This is a genomic window from Candidatus Pantoea formicae (genome assembly GCF_011752625.1).
Taxonomy (GTDB): domain Bacteria; phylum Pseudomonadota; class Gammaproteobacteria; order Enterobacterales; family Enterobacteriaceae; genus Pantoea; species Pantoea formicae.
Window position 1 is genome coordinate 782,861 of sequence record NZ_VWXD01000002.1, and the last position, 19,099, is coordinate 801,959.

At 52.6% G+C, this 19,099-nt stretch carries 14 protein-coding genes; 5 read left to right on the forward strand and 9 right to left on the reverse strand.

Translation table 11 applies throughout. The features are described from left to right. Positions 1-67 precede the first annotated feature (67 nt). On the reverse strand, positions 68-265 hold the full coding sequence (locus F3J38_RS08360) for a hypothetical protein (protein ID WP_038648725.1): 198 nt from the start codon (positions 263-265) through the stop codon (positions 68-70). A 388-nt stretch (positions 266-653) separates the two neighbouring features. On the opposite strand from F3J38_RS08360, the gene dbpA reads away from it, so the two are divergent. The 3 genes from dbpA (at position 654) to F3J38_RS08375 (ending at position 4,986) form a co-directional block, all read left to right on the forward strand. After that, positions 654-2,033 (forward strand): ATP-dependent RNA helicase DbpA, encoded by a 1,380-nt coding sequence (dbpA, locus tag F3J38_RS08365; protein WP_167136804.1) that lies wholly within the window; start codon positions 654-656, stop codon positions 2,031-2,033. 126 nt (positions 2,034-2,159) lie between these two features. Beyond that, positions 2,160-3,122 carry a chemotaxis protein gene (locus F3J38_RS08370; protein ID WP_167137141.1) on the forward strand — a complete coding sequence of 321 codons (963 nt, stop codon included), beginning with the start codon at positions 2,160-2,162 and terminating at the stop codon, positions 3,120-3,122. A 307-nt stretch (positions 3,123-3,429) separates the two neighbouring features. Next, on the forward strand, positions 3,430-4,986 hold the full coding sequence (locus tag F3J38_RS08375) for a methyl-accepting chemotaxis protein (protein WP_167136807.1): 1,557 nt from the start codon (positions 3,430-3,432) through the stop codon (positions 4,984-4,986). A 104-nt stretch (positions 4,987-5,090) separates the two neighbouring features. Here the strand turns inward: F3J38_RS08375 and F3J38_RS08380 are convergent, their stop codons facing one another. Both F3J38_RS08380 and F3J38_RS08385 read right to left on the reverse strand, forming a co-directional pair. Beyond that, a complete protein-coding gene (locus tag F3J38_RS08380; protein WP_167136810.1) occupies positions 5,091-6,380 on the reverse strand; it encodes an HAAAP family serine/threonine permease in 1,290 nt (429 codons plus the stop codon). Positions 6,381-6,878: 498 nt separating this feature from the next. Continuing rightward, entirely contained in the window at positions 6,879-7,679 is an 801-nt protein-coding gene (locus tag F3J38_RS08385) for a glycosyltransferase family 2 protein (protein ID WP_240155918.1), read from the reverse strand. Between the two features lie 1,123 nt (positions 7,680-8,802). Here F3J38_RS08385 and F3J38_RS28315 point away from each other — a divergent pair. Further along, positions 8,803-10,704 (forward strand): flagellin N-terminal helical domain-containing protein, encoded by a 1,902-nt coding sequence (locus F3J38_RS28315; protein WP_167136813.1) that lies wholly within the window; start codon positions 8,803-8,805, stop codon positions 10,702-10,704. Position 10,705: 1 nt separating this feature from the next. Here the strand turns inward: F3J38_RS28315 and F3J38_RS08395 are convergent, their stop codons facing one another. Continuing rightward, entirely contained in the window at positions 10,706-11,596 is an 891-nt protein-coding gene (locus F3J38_RS08395; protein ID WP_167136816.1) for a LysR family transcriptional regulator, read from the reverse strand. 102 nt (positions 11,597-11,698) lie between these two features. Here F3J38_RS08395 and F3J38_RS08400 point away from each other — a divergent pair, with 102 nt between their 5' ends. Continuing rightward, positions 11,699-13,117, forward strand: coding sequence for an aldehyde dehydrogenase family protein (locus F3J38_RS08400; protein WP_167136818.1), 1,419 nt, complete (start codon positions 11,699-11,701; stop codon positions 13,115-13,117). A gap of 765 nt (positions 13,118-13,882) precedes the next feature. Here F3J38_RS08400 and F3J38_RS08405 read toward each other — a convergent pair. The 5 genes from F3J38_RS08405 to F3J38_RS08425 all read right to left on the reverse strand — a co-directional run bounded on the left by F3J38_RS08405 (position 13,883) and on the right by F3J38_RS08425 (position 19,084). After that, entirely contained in the window at positions 13,883-15,073 is a 1,191-nt protein-coding gene (locus F3J38_RS08405; protein ID WP_167136821.1) for a cytochrome c biogenesis protein/redoxin, read from the reverse strand. A 9-nt stretch (positions 15,074-15,082) separates the two neighbouring features. Then, complete coding sequence (locus F3J38_RS08410) at positions 15,083-15,835, reverse strand: alpha/beta fold hydrolase (protein ID WP_167136824.1); 753 nt, start codon at positions 15,833-15,835, stop codon at positions 15,083-15,085. A 137-nt stretch (positions 15,836-15,972) separates the two neighbouring features. Continuing rightward, the gene (locus F3J38_RS08415; RefSeq protein WP_167136826.1) at positions 15,973-17,283 is read right to left on the reverse strand and encodes an ATP-binding protein; all 1,311 of its coding nucleotides are present in this window, start codon (positions 17,281-17,283) and stop codon (positions 15,973-15,975) included. Continuing rightward, positions 17,280-18,020: a response regulator gene (locus F3J38_RS08420; protein ID WP_167136829.1), complete on the reverse strand. Its 741-nt coding sequence runs from the start codon at positions 18,018-18,020 to the stop codon at positions 17,280-17,282. Before F3J38_RS08420 ends, F3J38_RS08415 begins: the two co-directional genes overlap by 4 nt. 68 nt (positions 18,021-18,088) lie before the next feature. After that, positions 18,089-19,084 (reverse strand): alpha/beta fold hydrolase, encoded by a 996-nt coding sequence (locus F3J38_RS08425; protein ID WP_167136832.1) that lies wholly within the window; start codon positions 19,082-19,084, stop codon positions 18,089-18,091. Positions 19,085-19,099: the final 15 nt, after the last annotated feature.

A 19,099-nucleotide genomic window follows, 5' to 3' on the forward strand; every position in this document is an offset into this window, starting at 1 on the left:
AGCCTCCGCGAGGAGGCTTTATGAACGAAAAACATGGGCGGCACGCGCCCCATGCGTGTTGCTGGATTTACGATAACATCTGAATTGCCAGCGCATATAAGCGCTGGTTTTCATCGTCACTAACAGGCTCTTCTTCCGCGTAACAGGCAATCATGGAACTGACTTTATCTGATGATAAAGTTTCTCCATGCAGATGCAGCGTTAACACGGCGCGGCCGACGATTTTCAGAATGTCTTCGTTCTGTCCCTGGACATAAAGACTCAAACTGGACCTCTGAATATATTATTGTTTGCCAAATGGCGTGCTAAATATAAAGCATAGCGGTGGGTGATTTTAATCGGAATTTTACCCATCTTAAGTGACACATAAGCGTAACATGGACAAAATTCCGCAAAAATGACGCTATATAGTCTGTTTATCAACGCTAATTACACCTTATCGTTAAAGAAAGCGTTTTCTCCATAGATAAGTCAATTTTGTCACCACCAGAAATTAGTTAAAATTTAACATCTATTTTCGTATAAAAAAAAGGCAACCAGTCATAATGCTAACTGTTTTCTTTACGTTATCAGTTTCGCAATGGGCATTGCCCCTGACGGCCCTTTCTGCCAGACTGACCGCCGCAATCCTGACCGTTATCTGAGACATTCCCGTGACCGCTTTTTCTACCCTGACGCAACTCCCTGCCAGCCAGCTCGACAACCTGCGCGAGATGGGTTTCGACGCCATGACGCCGATTCAGGCCGCTTCCCTGCCCGCCATTCTCGAAGGGCGCGACGTGCGTGCGCAGGCGAAAACCGGCAGCGGCAAGACCGCCGCCTTTGGTATCGGCTTGCTGCAACGCATCGATATCAGCAACTTCCAGACTCAGGCGCTGGTGCTCTGCCCGACACGCGAATTGGCCGATCAGGTCAGTAACGTGCTGCGCCAACTGGCACGATTTACCCGCAACATCAAAATCTTGACGCTATGCGGCGGCCAACCTATGAGTGCGCAGCGTGATTCGCTGGTGCATGCACCACATATTGTGGTCGGCACGCCGGGCCGTATTCTGGATCATCTCAAGCGCGACAATCTCGACCTTGGCCAGTTGCAAACCCTGGTGCTGGATGAAGCCGACCGTATGCTGGAGATGGGTTTCCGTGACGATATGGAGGCCATCATTGGCTTTACGCCGGAAGCACGCCAGACACTGCTGTTCTCCGCAACCTGGCCAGACACCATTGCCAGCCTGAGCCAGCGTTTTCAACGTGATGCCTTGGCGGTCGCCACGGAAGATAAAGCTGAACTGCCTGCGATTGAGCAACAGTTTATTGAAGCCAGCGCTCATGAGCGCGGCAATTTGTTAAGCGCGCTACTCAGCCAGCAGCAGCCCACCTCCTGTGTGGTGTTCTGTAACACCAAACGTGAGTGTGATGATGTCGCCGCGGCGTTGAACGATCGTCAAATCAGTGCGCTGGCACTGCATGGCGATCTGGAACAGCGCGATCGTGAACGTGTCCTAATCCGCTTCGCCAATGGCAGCATCCGTGTGCTGATTGCCACTGATGTCGCCGCGCGTGGCCTGGATATCAAATCGCTGGCTTTAGTGGTGAATTTCCAGTTGGCATGGGATCCAGAAGTGCACATTCACCGCATTGGCCGTACCGGTCGTGCTGGCGAGAAAGGCATGGCCGTGAGCTTCGTCGCACCCGATGAAATGGCGCGCGCCAATGCTCTTGAAGAGTATTTGAGTCAGAAACTGAACTGGGTGCCATCCTCAACTTTAAAAGGTAAATCAGCGCAACCCCTGCCTGCCACCATGATGACGCTGTGCATTGATGGCGGTCGTAAAGCCAAGATCCGTCCTGGCGATATTTTGGGGGCATTGACCGGTGAAGCGGGTTTCAGTGGCGATCAAATTGGGAAAATCGATCTGACACAAACCCATGCTTATGTGGCAATCAATGCAGCACAGGCGAAGAAGGCGCTGATCAAGCTGAAAGAAGGCAAGATCAAAGGCAAAAGCGTACGTGCCATCCTGCTGAAGTAACGGTTCCTGCGCGAGGGCGTTCGCTCTCGCGCTAAAATTTCTGCCCTCCCCCTTCATTTTTTCTCTCCGCTGCCGATAAGTTAATCATTGCCCCTTTACCCCGCCCAGATTCCGCTTGAGGCCATGATGGATAATTTTCAGAAAGAGATCGATGAACGCGCCAACCTTGCGCTTTCCAATAAATTCGAACTGCTGCTATTCCGCTTGGGCTCCGATCAGCTGAAAGGCAAATCTGAGTTGTACGGTATCAACGTCTTCAAACTGCGTGAAATCGTACCGATGCCGACCATTACACGTGCAGCGGGAATGCAGTCACCGCTGCTTGGTATGGCCAGCATCCGTGGGCAGTTTATTCCTGTCATCGATCTGCCTGCGGTCACCGGCTGCAAACCAGAGACGGGCCTGAACCTGCTGCTGGTCACGGAATATGCGCGCAGTACACAAGCGTTTGCGGTGGAGTCGGTTGAAAACATCGTGCGACTCGACTGGAACCAGGTTCACACCGCTGAAGCCGGTATCGGCAGCCGCAATATCACCAGTATTGCCTGCCTTGATAGCGATGGTGAAAGCAACAACCTGGCGCTGGTGCTCGACGTGGAACAGATTCTATATGACATCATCCCTTCGGTACGCGGCGTTGAACCGAGCGAAGAAACAGCAAAAGATTTCAACCTGAAGCTAGGCCAGGTGGCGATTGTGGCGGAAGACTCAAAAGTGGCGCGTCAGCTTTTGGAGCAGGGGCTGAAAAGCATGGGCATTCCTGCCATCATGCACAACACCGGCCTGGAAGCGTGGATTAAAATCAACGATATGCAGAAAGAAGCCGCCGCCGCAGGCGAGTCTATTCACGATAAAATCGCGCTGGTACTCACCGATCTGGAAATGCCGGAAATGGATGGCTTTACCCTGACGCGCAACATCAAACGCGATGAAGCCTTGCGCAAAATTCCGGTGGTCATCCACTCATCGCTCTCAGGTAGCGCCAACGAGGATCATGTCCGCAAAGTGGGTGCTGATGGCTACGTCGCTAAATTTGAGATTAATGAGCTGTCGAGCGTGATTCAAAACGTGTTGGCGAAAAAACGTTAATTCTTCCTCATATTTTGAATGCACAGAAAGGCGCGATTATCGCGCCTTTTTTGCCTTCTGCCTGCGGCCTTCTCGCTAAATAAATCGTACCAACAATTAATGATGTTAACGATTTTGTGACGCACATCTAAAAAATTAAAGTTAAAACATTAACAACCGATAACTGAAGCGCTGAAACCCGCGCTGCCATACCAGATCAATCACGCCGGGAAAGCATTTTTATCTTATAAAACATCAACCTGATGCAGGCAGCACGCCTGCTTTTCCGTCTTGAAAACAACACTATTTGGCATTACGGGGAGAACCAATGTTGAGCTTTAAGAATATGAAAGTAGGCGTCCGTTTGGGCATTGCCTTTGCACTGGTCGTGGCACTGCTGGGCGTGGTCGGAGTGACATCGATCATGAAAATCAACAACATCAAAAATGGCATCACCTCCATTGTGGAAGATCGCTACGTCAAAGTGCGACTCGGTTTTGACGTGCGTGATGGCGTAAACGACCAGATCAAGTACCTGCGCGGCATGGTGATCGACACCCTCCGCCCGGAATATAATGTTCAACGCTTCAAGCAGTTAGATGAAGCCACGGAACGTACCAATAGCGCGATGAAAAAGATTGAGGCGATTCAGGTTACCGAAGTGGGTAAAAAGAAAATCGCCGGTTTGCTGGCCGCTAGCCAACTCTTTGAACAACAAAAGAATGAAGTGCTGGATCTGGTGCGCGCAGGCAAGCTGGAAGACGCCAGTACTTTTGTATTGAAGAAAATCACCAGTACACAGAATACCTACCTCGACAGCGCGGTCGCTTTCGCCAACTCTCAATCTGACCAGTTACGCAAAGAGGGGGCAGGCATTATTGATGACGGCTCAACCGCCATCGAAATCACACTGATCTTCTCCGCGATTGCCATTGCCGCCTCGGTGCTGCTCGGCTTTATGCTGACACGCTCCATCGTTCGCCCACTGAATGAAGCGGTCGAAATTGCGGAGAAAGTGGCCGCAGGCGATCTTAGCTCGCACATTGAAGTGAGTGGCAAAGACGAAACCGCCGTACTGATGCAAGCGCTGCAGGCAATGAACGATAACCTGCTGACCATCGTGTCCAATGTGCGTGCCGGTTCCGATACCATCGCCGTCGCTTCAAATCAGATCTCCAGCGGCAACATCGATCTCTCTTCACGCACCGAGCAGCAGGCCAGCTCGTTGGAAGAGACGGCCTCTGCCATGGAGCAAATGACCGCCACCGTGAAGCACAACGCGGAGAATGCGCGTGAAGCCAATCAGCTGGTCGCGTCCACATCCTCTGTTGCTAAAGAGGGCGGCGCCGTGATGGAGCAGGTGATCGAGAAGATGGAGGCCATCACCCTCTCCTCCAAAAAGATTGTCGATATCATCAGCGTGATCGATTCGATTGCCTTCCAGACCAACATCCTGTCACTGAACGCTGCGGTAGAAGCGGCTCGTGCGGGAGAACAAGGTCGTGGGTTTGCAGTCGTTGCCACCGAAGTCCGTAATCTGGCACAGCGCTCGGCCTCTGCAGCGAAAGAGATCAAAGTGTTGATCGAGGACTCAGTAGCGAAGGTGGATGAAGGTAGCCGCTTAGTCACGCATGCCGGTTCAACCATTGGTGAGGTAGTGAATAGCGTGAAGAGCGTGGCGGATATTATGAGTGAAATCACCATTGCCAGCAGCGAGCAGAGCAGCGGGATTAGCGAGATTAATCTGGCCATTACCCAAATGGAAGCCGTCACTCAGCAGAATGCCGCACTGGTACAGGAAGCTTCAGCAGCTTCGCAGGCATTGCAGGAACAGGCGGATCGTCTGGCGCAGTCGATGAGTGTTTTCAAGACCGCGGCAGTGTAATTCCAGACCACTTTTAGACGTAGCGGTGCGATTTATCACGCATCCTGAAGCCGTTAAGCAGCTTCAAATACACGCGATCACTCGCACCGCTAAAAACAACGTGCTCAGCTCACCAGCGAATACGCAATCGACGAAATCGCTAACAAACCGACAATCACCACGAAGACGTTGCTGATCTTACCGCTGTACTGACGCATTGCCGGGACTTTCTGGATGGCATACATCGGCATCAAGAACAGAATCATCGCGATAATTGGCCCACCGAGCGTTTCGATCATACCGAGAATGCTTGGGTTCCAGGTCGCCACCAGCCAGGTGGTCAGCAACATAAAGAGGGTTGTCAGGCGATTCAAACGCTGCGGCGTCACACTTTTGCCACGGCTACGCAGTGACTTCACCACAAGACCGTTGAAACCTTCACGTGCGCCAAGGTAGTGGCCGAGGAACGATTTAGTGATCGCCACCATCGCGATAATGGGCCCCATCCAGGCAATCATCGGCACATCAAAGTGGTTTGCCAGATAAGACAAAATCGTGATGTTTTGATCTTTTGCCGCCTGTAAATCGGCTGGTGACAGGCTTAACACGCAGCTGAAAACAAAGAACATCACCGTCACGACCATCATCAAGTGCGCACAGGCAAGAATGCGCGAGCACTTCTGCTCCGCACCGGCACCATACTCATCACGCTTGGCGACCGCGAAAGAAGAGATGATCGGCGAGTGGTTGAAAGAAAACACCATGACGGGAATCGCCAGCCACAGCGTCATCCAGATGCCGCTGCCGCTGGTTGCATGATTAAAGGAGAGGGTTTCCAATGCCGCGCCATGCCAGTGTGGCACCAGGTAAGCTGCCAGCAACATCAGCACGGCGACAAAGGGGAACACCAGCACGCTCATCGCTTTAACAATCATCTGCTCGCCAAAGCGTACCACGGTCATCATGCCAACGATCAGTATCAGCGAGAGTACGGCTCGCGGCGGCGAGACCATACCGAGTTGATGCACGATAAAGCTATCTACGGTATTGGTGATGGCGACACTATACATCAGCAGGATTGGGAAGATGGCGAAGAAATAGAGCAAGGTGATGATCTTGCCAGCCCCGACACCAAAATGTTCCTCAACCACTTCCGTAATATCTTCACCCGGATTCTTACCGGAGAGCACGAATCGTGTCAGCGCACGGTGCGCGTAGTAGGTCATGGGGAATGCGAGGATCGCCATAATAATCAGTGGAATTAATCCGCCCGCACCCGCATTGATGGGCAGGAACAATACGCCTGCACCAATCGCAGTTCCGTACAGACCCAGCATCCACACGGTATCACTCTTACGCCAGCCTTTTGCGCTGACCTCAACCGTGCTTTGAGCAACGGTTTGTGAGTTGTCCATCTGTCTCTCCAGAATTTAAAGCTTTATCAAAATGCAGCCGGAACGACAGCTGCTAAACATGCCATTAGCGCGAACGGGCACATGCTACCCGTTTTTGTCCGGTTAAGGTTGCTTCAACGCAAGACATGCATCACAAAGGCGATAAAAATGCGCATTATGGTGATTTTATCATCAAAAACGCACAAAACATGCACGCAAACGTTTGCATGGGGCGCTATTTGACCTGAGACGGGGAAAGAGTGCAAGTGAGGGAAAGCAGGCGTGCACAGAAAGGTGAAACTCCCCCGGCCACTCATCTCTGGCGCAGCAATCGCTCCACTCTTTCCTTAAGGAATAACAGCAGCAGACAATTACAGAGATGAATCCCGGGGGAATTTCAAATCAAAATACGGGTGTTCGATAGAGTACATAACAAATAACTACGCTGTGACAGCATGACAATTCATCGCTGATGATTTCATCTCCCTCGCAAATGCCATGGTGCAGGAGACATTGCATTTACGATCGGACTATCCAGCGCCAAAACGCGTTGACTGAGGCCTTGAAAGAATAATCAAGGACGTTACCATGATTTTTATAAAGCGCAGAATCACATAACGCCATGGGGGACGGTTTTCCCACCTTCACTTTGCGGAGGGGAGCTTTACGTATGAACAGGGAATCGGCCGCATTCTTATCGCGGTCGGCACCTCCTGTCGCAATCAGAAAATGGCTAACAGAGCTAAAGAACCTCAGGTTAAAGAGCAGTGCCCCACTCATGGAGACGCCTTCCATAAAACGCAGATTCAAATCATTCAGAATCTGACGGCGGTAACATTTGTTGTGCAGATAAAGAATATTATCGCTCATTTCCAGTTCCCCCAGGATGTAGGGGATATCCTCATTGCTGAACAGACCCGCTTTTGAGATGTGGCCGATACGATAATCGGTGAAGTTGCCCACCATCAAATCAACGGATTCTGCTGGCCACGACTCCAGATTGTTTTTGAAAATCATCAAGAAGTTATCTTTCAAACAGTCATCAGCCTCAAGGAAGAGGACAAATTCCCCACGCGCCTGCTCTAGACCACAATTTCGCGCTGCACTGATACTGGCATTGGGGCTATTCATCACCGTCACCTGCGGATGATGAGCAAAAGAGGCTAAGATCTTCGCCGATGAATCTGTACTGCCATCATTCACCACCAGCACTTCATAATTGCGATACGTCTGATTCAGCACGCTGAGTAATGTACGCTTTATGGTTTTCTTGGCGTTATAAACAGGAATGATAATAGAAAAAAGTGGTTTTTCATTCATGATTAACTCTCTTGGCTGTTTGTAGTTTTATCATTGTTAAATTGCCATCACGACCTGGGGTTTCCGAACATCTTCATGATTCTCGTTTATCAATTTCTTTCGCATCGCTTAACATTGGCATTACGTATATTTAGGAGTTTCCTCATCAATTTAAATAGGCCTTTTAATACCAGGTTCATCTCAATTAAAATGAGATTTTCGCTATGAATTTAATGCTATTTATTTATTCTCTTTCTAAATATACCGCTAAGCTACCGCCCTTGGCTTACAGCTACCAATGAACTGAGCGCATGACGCCCTTAAAAATAGGTTAAGCAAAACCGCCTGCTCTCCAACGAGAACAGTTGAATATCAATCAGTTAAAATATTCATCCATACCGTCAGCACAAAGACCAACGCCGATACGCTGTATTTGTGCATAACAGGATGTGGGACATGCCGAGCGGGGTTGAAAGGCTCATCTTTAAATGAGCCTTTCAACGAACGTCACGACATCACGACTTTTGCTGTGTGCCCTGCCCTTTATTGCCTCGGTACGTTTTTCACCTTCCGAGAGGGCAAGTGGCGTTAATCCAGCACGGCTCTCGCAGCCATGCTGCAATGGGCATTGAGCCCTAAAATTCAAAATATTTTCCAATATTCTTACCATGCGCCGTTTTCAGGTCAATCTTCTTCAGGCCCAAATAAAAGAGATACAGCGGGATATTCTCGTGAGGTATCTGGAAAATATTAGCCACGATGAATGGAAAAATTAAAAATTGTTAAGACTAATACCCATTGGTTCTCAGGAATAATCAGATAAAATCATCACAATCCAATCAACTTTAGTTAACCCTATGTTATTTAAGACTTCAGCTTTATTCCTCTCGTTATTCAAACTGAAAACCACCTTAAGTTAATATCGGACCTACTATATTTAGTAGTTCTTAGATTTTTCACCCACAAAAATTTAACAACCCCACCCAATTCAAAACAAAGATGGAATCAAACGCAACTTATCAGAATAAAACCCTAAAAATTTAAGCGAAGCGCAGCCAGAAAAGACTCCCTGACTCAAATAGGATCTAAAGAATAAAATGACCTGCCGATAATGCTTACAGTGCATTTTTCTGTGAGACCAGGAATGATCAGCCTTCAAACCAACGTATCTGCGATGATCGCGACAAAACAGTCGAATAAAAATGGCTCAGCATTGAGCGTAGCGATCGAGCGCCTGTCATCCGGTATGCGCATCAACAGTGCGCGTGATGACGCGGCAGGCCAGGCTATTTCTAATCGCTTCACCAGTCAGCAAAATGGTTTGGCTCAGGCACAGCGTAATACTGGCGATGGGTTGTCACTGGTTGACTCTGCTGGCAGCGCGTTAGATGAGGTCAATAACCGCCTGCAACGCATTCGTCAGCTCACCGTACAAGGGTTGAATGGCACCTACTCCCAAGAGGATACCGATTCCATTCAGGCCGAAATCAACCTGAACCTTAAAGAAATCAATCGTCTGAACAGCACCTCGAATTTCAATGGAATTAAATTGCTGGATGGCAGTGCCGGCCGCGTGGGTATTCAGGTTGGAGCGAATGATAACCAGAAGATTGGCGTTAATTTATCGACAGGTTTTAGTGTTGATGCGCTGGGCCTCGAAGACTTTGTGATCAGTGGCATCAGCGGCAATGTAACGGCGGTCCCCAGCCTTAAAGGGCTAGCGCTCAATATGTCGCTCAGCAGTTCAGCGATTACGGTTAGCTATCCATCTGATACCAATTCCCCCCAACTCGTACAGAGTCCTAACGGCCAACAATTCATTCAAAGCACGGATAACAACGGTAAACCTTCGTACTATGTTGCCAGTGTCAACGCCCTGTGGGATACCGCATCAGCGACCGGTACAGTATCCATCGCCAAAAGTACAACAGTGCCGCTTTATAGCGAGGTTGAGACGGTTGCCGCTCGCACCATCACGGCTGTTAATTATCAGGACAACAGCGGAATAGCCTTGAGCAACACGCCAGCGCCTACTCTGACTATTGATAATGGGCAGTATTATATTAAGCAGGACGATATCTATTATCCTGCCACGCTTAGCTTCGGTTCGACCGGTGCCGTCACAGCAAAAATGACCACCGACCCCTCGATAGATGAAGATGATTTTACGACGCTGCCTACTGCGGTGACGGCCACGCCTCCCATCGCAACCAGCACCGCGACGCTGAGTTTCATTGATGGAAACAATAATGCGGTAGCCACCAGTGATGCGCGCTTACTGAAAACCAACACAAACCAGTACGTTATGGAAGTGGATAACGGCGGTGGAAACTATCAGTATTATAACGCCACCGTAACCGCAACTTCAGACGGCAGCCAAAATAGCCTTGAGATCAAAGCGACAAGCGCGACCAGTATTAACAGTTTCACTACGGTTAATAGCGTTAGCGGTACCTCAATCATCACGCTAAATCCCACCAACGTTGATGTGCGTTACACCGACGCGGCGGGAGTCCGCAGCAATGACGTGCTCCGCCTGGACAGTGATGGCAATTACTACATGGGCGTATCCAACGGGAAAGAGAGCAAGACAGCGACCTTTGTGACGGAAGATAGCGCGCCAAACACCATGATGGTGAAGACCTTAAAAGGCGTTGGCGATGTGCAGATCTACTATATTGCGAATGTGTCATCGGTGACCGATACCTCGACCAACCAAACCACCACCACCGTGGCAGAAGTCGGTGACGAGATTCGTTTAAAACACCCTGATGATCCCTTGGCGACGTTAGATCGTGCCATTGCTCGGGTTGATAGCCAGCGCGGCGAGTTAGGCGCGACGGCAAATCGGTTAAGCTCGGCACAAAACCTGCAAAGCACGGGGGCAACCAACCTGGCCACTGCGCGTTCGCGCATCGAAGACGCCGACTATGCCGCTGAGGTTTCAGCCCTGTCGCGAGCGCAAATCGTGCAGCAAGCGGGTTCTTCAGTCTTAGCAAAAGCCAACCTTGAACCGCAACAAGTCCTCACCCTGCTACAGGGCTAAATCATCGCAGGTTACGCACAAATGCCGTCAGCGCGTTAAGCGCAGGCGGCACCAACCGATGGCCGGGATAATAGAGGCAAAGCGCCCCCAGATTGACATGCCAGTCCGGCAGTAATCGCACTAACCTACCCTCCTGCACATCTGCGGCGATATGTTGTTCCGACAAACAGGCAATCCCCAATCCGGCCACCGCCGCTTTGTGGATTGAGGCTAAATCGCTCGCCGCAAATCGGGGTTCACCCTGCAATTTGTAAGATTGCTGCTGATCGGTCAGCTCCCAGCGATAAAGACTGCCGTCGGACATGCGCATACATAAGGTTGCGTGTTCGCTGAGTTGTTCTGGCTCAATGGGCGCCTGGACACGATCCAGATAATCCGGCGCAGCGACCACAATCATCCGCAAGTCCGGCGTCAATTTGACCGCAATCATATCGGCGGGAATGTCTTCCGCCAGACGTATCCCGGCATCAAATCCCTCGGCCACAATATCCACCCGCTCTCTCTGACTGCAGATATCCACACGGATGCGCGGATAACGCTGCAAAAAGGGGATGAGCACTGACTCGTACCAAAGCGAACAGCTCTCCGGCGGTACATTGAGACGCAGAATGCCGGCCGGGTCGTTAGGCTCGCTGCTCACCTCCTCCGATGCGCTACGGATCATTTCCAACGCTGGCGCGATCTTCTGCGTAAAGCGGCGCCCCGCATCCGTCAGCGCGACACTGCGCGTGGTGCGGTTGAACAGACGTACGCCCAGACGTTTCTCCAACGCGGCCACGGCGTTTGTGACAGCAGAGGGAGACATTTCCAGCTCGCTGGCAGCGCCTTTAAAGGTTCCACGCCGTGCCACAGCCAGCATGATTTCCAGTTCTGTAATACCCGTTCGGCTCATTGATTATTCCGTTAAACGTAATACCCCTTGCAGGGTTTAGCGGATTATTCCCGCGTACAGGACATGATAATTTTCCTGCCTATTCACCTCAGGAGCAGAGTCATGCACGTTATCGAACACCTCTATATTAATGGCGGTTTTGTTACCCCTCTGGGCGACGAGTGGCTGGAGATTATCAAACCTGCCGATGGCAGCGTCATTGGTAAAGCGCGTCTGGCAAATGAACAAGATGCCGATCGTGCGATTGCCGCCGCTCATGCAGCCTTTCCCGCTTTTTCTCGCACCTCGGTGACAGAGCGTATCACGCTGCTGGAGCAGATGTATGAGGCCGTAAAACGCTGTGAAACGGATCTGCACGCCGCCATCCTTGAAGAGTATGGCGCACCCTCTTCACGATCGCAGTGGATGGCAAGCTACCCAGCAGACGTCATTCTCCAGGTGATCGAGGAACTGAAAAAGTACCCATTTACCCAGCAAGCTGGGCGCGCCAGCGTCCAGATGTTACCCCTCGGCGTCGCCGGGCTGATTACCCCGTGGAACAGCAACGCCGGCTTTATTTGCCATAAGCTGGCCACCGCGCTGGCAGCAGGTTGCACAACGGTGATCAAGCCCAGCGAGTTTAGCCTGTTACAGACTGAGGTGATCACTCAGGCACTGCATCGCGCCGGATTGCCTGACGGCCTGTTCAATATCATCACCGGTCGCGGCGCTCAGGTCGGTGATGCAATTAGCCGCAGCCCGCAGGTGGCAAAAATTTCCTTCACCGGATCAACCACCACTGGCAAAGCCATCTTGCGCACCGCTGCCGAAACCTTCAAACGCGTCACGCTGGAGCTTGGCGGCAAATCACCGACGTTAATATTGCCGGATGCCGATGCCATTACCGCAGCAAAACTCGCGGTGCAGGCGGGATTTATTAATAGCGGACAAGCCTGCATTGCCGGCACGCGTATTTTGGTGCCTGAAGCCCGTAAAGCGGAGTTCGAACGTGCTTTGACCGCAGAAGTCGAGGCGCAACATTCCGGCGATCCCGCCGATGCCAGCACCACCATTGGCCCGATGGTTAATGAGAAACAGTGGCAACGCGTGCAGCACTTTATCGCCCTCGGCGAACAGGAAGGTGCTCGCGTATTGACTGGGGGCCTGGGCCGCCCGGAGGGATTAAGCCGTGGCTGGTATATCAAGCCCACGCTGTTTAGCGATGTCACCCAGCAGATGCAGATAGCCCGCGAGGAGATCTTTGGTCCGGTGCTCAGCATCATCAGTTATCGGGACGAAGCCGAAGCGATTGCGATTGCCAACGACACCGAATATGGCCTGTCCGCACTGGTGATCGGCGCAGATGAGCAGCATGCGCGTGCTGTGGGTGAACAAATCCTGGCGGGCCGTGTGATGATCAATACACTGGCACATGAGCCCCGAGCCCCATTTGGTGGCTTTGGTCACTCTGGCATTGGCCGGGAAATGGGACCATGGGGCATCAGCGCCTTTCTGGAGCCACGCGCGGTGACAGTGGCCTGAGTTAAAAACATGGCCTGTCGTGTGTGCTTCAGGTGATAACGCAGTCTGCGTCAGTTAATCATGTGGTGATAATACAGTCTGATGCCACTCAGGGGCTCGTGGTACAGGTGATAACGCAGTCTGGTGCCGCTCTGGGGCTGGCTGTCCTCGCGCCGCTGACGCGGTGCCTTCACTTCACTCGTCAGCCTGACGGACCGGTGCAGACGGGACTTTCCCTGTCCCGGCTGCACCTTTCGCCAGCATCCATGCTGGCTCTCCTGGCTTCCTCATTTCGTTCAGCGCTGCGAAATACCAGCCCCAGAGCGGCCCCAGCCTGCTTGCTAACATCTGTTTACGCTGTTGGAAAGGGCTCGATGGTGAAGACTTTAGCGCTTTTACTGCCACAAAGAGCAGCGTGTCTGAGACCATATCGCCTTTGCTTCTGCAAAGGGCACAGTGTCTGAGGCCACAGCGCCTCTGATGCTGCAGGGCTATTCGCAGCGCTGAGGCGGAGACGTTGTGCCAGGAGCCAGTCGCAGGGATGCGACAGGCAGTTCGGGTAGGCCATGGATGGCCGTACCCGAACGATCCGACCGGCACGACGTTGCAGCCGAGGGCACCGCGAAGCGGCGCGAGGACGGCCCGGCAGCAGCAGAGACGCTGCGGCCCATACCCAAGCCCCAAAAACCCCAAAAAAAAGCTGCCATTATCATAAATGGCAGCCTCTATGGATTTGGATTTTAACTGACAAACATGACGCCCAGAATGCACCCCTGATTCGCCAGCTTAAGCCCGTGCCTCTTTCAACAGCTGCTGAATCACCTGTTCCTGCTCGTCATAATTGCCTTCACCAAACGCGGTGTAACGCAACTGACCATGCGCATCGAAAATATAATGTGCGGGCCAGTATTGATTACCAAAGCGATTCCAGATGCTGTAATTATTGTCCGCGACCACGGTGTAAGGCAGTTGCCACTGTTTGATGGCGCGGTTCACCGCTTTCTCATCCCGTTCCCACGGATACTCCGGGGTGTGAACACCGACCACCACTAAACCTTCAGATTGATACTTATTGGCCCAATCACGTACATGCGGCAAGGTGTGCTGACAGTTAATACAGTCGTAGGTCCAGAAATCCACCAGCACCACTTTGCCTTTTAACGTCTCAGGCGTCACCGGTGAACCGTTCAGCCATGCCGTACCCCCATCCAGAGAGGGCAGATCGCTGCGCGTTTTTGGCATCACGACAGGTTCGAGGCGAGGTGTTGTTGTGGGCTGTGGCGCCCATTCACTAAGACGTTGTTCAAGATGCTGCGCAAACGCAGGGCCACTCTGCAACTGACCTTGTGTCCCGCTGGCAATCAACGCGACCGCAGCCAGCATGAAGCCTCCCGCCACCTGGCGCAAACGCGTGGTAAAAGCCAAACCCGGCCGTAATCGTGTGACTAATCCCCTTCCAGCTACGTACAGCAACGCCAACATCAGTGCTGCACCACTGCCATAGGCTGCCAGCAAAAGGCCAACCGAGACAGTATCTTTACCCACCACGGCCAGGCTGAGAATCGCACCCAGCACCGGCCCCGCACAGGGTGACCACAACATACCGGTCGCCAACCCCGCCAAAAATGCTGCCGTTAAACCGCGACGGCGATTGCTGGCATTATTGATGCGATTGCCCAACGCCACAAAGGGTTGGGTAACATGCTGAGCAATACGCTTTGACAGCAATGTCAGCGCCGTTACCGCCAAAAAAGCCAACGCGATCCAACGTCCAGCCGCCGTAACACTGGCAACCCAATGGCTGGCTACTGTCACCAGCAGTGCGACGGAGGTGAACATCATCACCATGCCGCTCAACAGTGCCAGCAACTGCCCTTTTTGACCGCGCACGCTGGCAAATACAAATGGAATTACAGGCAAGGTACAAGGACTGAGTAACGTCAACATGCCTGCAAAGAAAGCAATAGTGAAAGACATACGGCCTCCTTAATGGGCATTAACCGCAGCGGTGATTACACGTACCACGCTATCCGGCTGGCTCAACATCGACACATGACTCGCCGCGACTTCGCTCACTTGCGCATGGATTTTTTTCGCCATCGCCCGCTCTAGATCGGGGTTGATCATGCGATCCTGGCTGCTGACCAAATACCAACTCGGCTTTTCCACCCAGGCTGCTTGCGTCACTTTGTCGCCAAAGGCGGCGGCACGGATGGGACCTTGCGTTACGGCGAGCAGCCGTTGCTGAGCGGGCTTAACATCTGGTGCGAAGTCTTGTGCCACCGCCGCCGGCGGTAATGTCAGGAATCCATCCGGGGTCTTGGTGATCCTCGCGCTGCCAGCCGGTGCCGGATAACTATCTGCCAGCTCAGCCGTGGATTGACCCTTATCAGGCGCAAAGGCGGCGATATAAACCAGCGCTTTGACCTTTTTGTCATGACCAGCTTCGGTGATCACCGTTCCCCCCCAAGAGTGACCGACCAGCACCACATCGCCATGTGCCTGAGCAATGGCACGTTGCGTGGCGGCGACATCATCTTGCAGGGAGGTGAGCGGCAGCTGTACAGCAATCACTTCATCATGTTTGGCCTGCAGCTGTGAGATAACACGATTCCAGCTACTGCCATCGGCAAATGCGCCGTGGACCAGCACAACCGAGTGCAGACTTTCAGCCTGCGCGAAAGGGGCAACTGAGAGTGCCAGCAGCGTGGCGGAAAAGAGGTGAGACAAAGTTTTCATAGGAACCTCGTGACAGTGGTTAAAAGGCTGCGTGCTTTAGCAGTGCGCTCATTTAACCAGGCTGATGTGTTCACGAAGTGTCTGATACCGCTCGTTTTGTCAGTCTGTATGTGTACGGGCGGCGCAGATACATAAGGCTACAAATCGGTTTGCTGCAGAGTGATGTGCGCGTCGAGCCCGCCTTCCGCCCGATTGGATAAATGCAGCGTGCCAGACATCTGACTCACCAACTGCGTGGCGATCGCCAAACCCAACCCGGTGCCGCCGGTGTGACGATTACGCGAACTCTCGACACGATAGAAAGGTTCCAGCACCGCCTGCAGTTCCGCTTCAGGAATGCCTGGGCCGTTATCCACTACGTGAATCTCTACCCGATCCCCTTGCGGCGCGCTCAACTCAACGCCCGCTTCGCTACCAAACTTCAGCGCATTATCAATCAGATTGGTCATGATGCGACGCAGCGCCTGTGGCCTGACGGCAAAAGTGTCTCTGCCATGACAGGAGGTGAAAGTCACGGCTTTACCAATGTCCTGATAGTCGCAGGCAATACTGTCGAGAAACGCATTCAGACTGACGACCTGCCGCGCCTCCTCCAGCACTTCCGATGAGCGTGCATAGGCAATGCCTTCTCGTACTAAGCGGCTCATATTATCGAGATCGCCCAGTAACTTATCGCGTAGCTCTGGCTGTTCTGACATCTCCACGCGCAGTTTCATGCGGGTAATCGGCGTTTGCAGATCGTGGGAGATCGCCGCCAGAATCTGGGCTCGCTCTTTGAGATAATCCTGGATGCGCGTCTGCATCGCATTGAACGCACGTGCCGCCTGCTGCACTTCATCTGGACCACTTTCTGGCATCAGTTGTGCAGTGTTGGAAGCCGGCTTTAAGCCCTCGACAGCCTGAGTAAAACGCATAAAGGGTCGCACGACCTGACGCACCGCCAGCCAGGCGCAACAGAGCAATAACAGCAGTTGGCCAACCAATACCACCGGTAGCCAGCGCGCAATGGCGGGCATACGCGGCCAGAGATCGAGCGTCAACGGCGCGCCATCGTGTAACGTTAAATGCACCTGAATATGCTCACGCGGGCCAGGAATGGCGTGAATACTCATTTGATAGCGTCCGCCCAGGCTCTCCTGTAATGAACGGACGGCATCCCGCGCACGCCAGCTACTGGGATAAGGGCCAGGCAAACCTTTTGATAATTCGTAGCGATAGTTACCGCGCTCCAGTTTTGCCAGCCAACCGGGGCGCTCTGCCGCGGGTAAACGATCAAGAATCGCGACACTGGTCGCCACATCATATTCGAGATTGCCGAGCATCACGGTTTTGGCACTGCTCATGCGCTCGATCATCAAGCTGACTAAGGTGGTGGCATTCGCCAGCAACAAACCACCCAGTACGATAATCAGCAGGCGCGCCAGTAACGATCGCGGCCACAGCTTCATTCATGCGCCTCTTTAATGATCACCGGTGCAGCCAGCACATAGCCTTCGCTGCGCACCGTTTTCAGGTAGGCGGGCTCACGCGCATCATCTCGCAGGCGCTGGCGTAAGCGGCTGACCAGCAGATCAATGGATCGCTCGAACAGCTCAGCATCGCGCCCCTGAGTCAGATTCAGCAGTTGGTCTCGGTTCAATACCCGCTGTGGGTGATCGAGAAACACGCGCAGCAGGCGGTATTCAGCCCCACTCAATGCCACGATTACCCCTTCTTGATCAATGAGATGTCGTGCTGAGGTATCTAATTGCCAGTCACCAAAAGCGATAATGCGACCGACCTCAGTAATTTGCAGATTAGGCGGCAAGGCGCGGGTGCGACGCAGAATGGCTTTGATGCGCGCCAGCAGTTCGCGGGCGACAAAGGGTTTAATCAGGTAATCATCCGCGCCCATCTCCAGGCCGAGAATGCGGTCAGTATCCTCGCTGCGGGCGGTGAGCATCAGAATCGGCAGGTTTCGCTGGGTATCACTACGTAGCTGGCGGCACAGCGTCAGGCCATCATCGCCTGGCATCATGATATCGAGGATCACCAAGTCGATAGCATTCGCCGCTAACATGGCGCGCATTTCACGGCCATTGGCGGCGCCCGTGGCACGATAGCCTGACTTGATCAGGTAATCGGTAATCAGTTCACGGATATCCCGGTCATCATCGACGACCAGGATGTGATCAATGTGCTCCAAAACAACCTCCTGTTTTCAACCTACGCAAAAAAGACCGGCATCATTGAGCCGGTCCTAAAAAAGCGTTTTTACAGCGCAGCGGCATCGACCACTGCTTTAACAAATTCCTGCGGATCTTCCGCTGGCGGGTTATGCCCAATATTGCCGGTAAAAGTACGATGCTCATATTTGCCACTGAACTTGGCGCGATACGCTTGAGGTGCCGGGTGTGGCGCACCGTTGTTATCCCCTTCAATGGTAATCGTTGGCACGCTAATTACCGGTAATGTGGCTAACTTTTTCTCATAAGCATCATACTTTTGCTCGCCTTTTTCCAGGCCAAGGCGCCAGCGATAGTTGCTGATGGTCACCGCCACCTGATCCGGATTATCCAGTGCTTTAGCGCTCACGTTGAACGTGGCATCACTAAATTTCCAGCCCGGCGAGGCTTGCTGCCAAATCAGTTTGGCAAAATCATGGGTGTTTTTCGCGTAGCCCTGCTCGCCACGCTCTGTGGCAAAGTAGAATTGATACCACCATTGCAGCTCAGCCTGCGGTGGTAAGGCCTTTTTACCCACATCCTGACTGCTGATCAGATAGCCACTCACCGACACCAGCGACTTGACGCGCTCCGGCCACAACGCGGCGACAATATCCGCCGTGCGCGCACCCCAGTCAAAGCCACCGAATACCGCCTGTTTGATGCCTAGCGCATCCATCAGCGCCACGGTATCGGCGGCCAATGCTGAAGGCTGGCCGTTACGCGGGGTTTTATCGGAGAGGAAACGCGTACTGCCATATCCGCGCAGATAAGGCACGATGACACGATAGCCCTTAGCCGCCAACTGCGGTGCAACGTTGGCATAGCTTTGGATGTCATACGGCCAGCCATGCAGCAGAATAATGGCCTGCCCATCGCGAGGGCCAATATCGACGTAACCGACATTCAGCACGCCCGCTTTCACTTGATGGAGGGTGTTAAAGGCAGCTGCGTAATCCGCTTCGGTTGAAGTAGCAGCAAAAGCAGTGGTTGTGGCGGTTAACACCAGCGCAGCCAGCAGAGATTGACGGAAGATATTTTTCATGATGTTTTCCTCAAA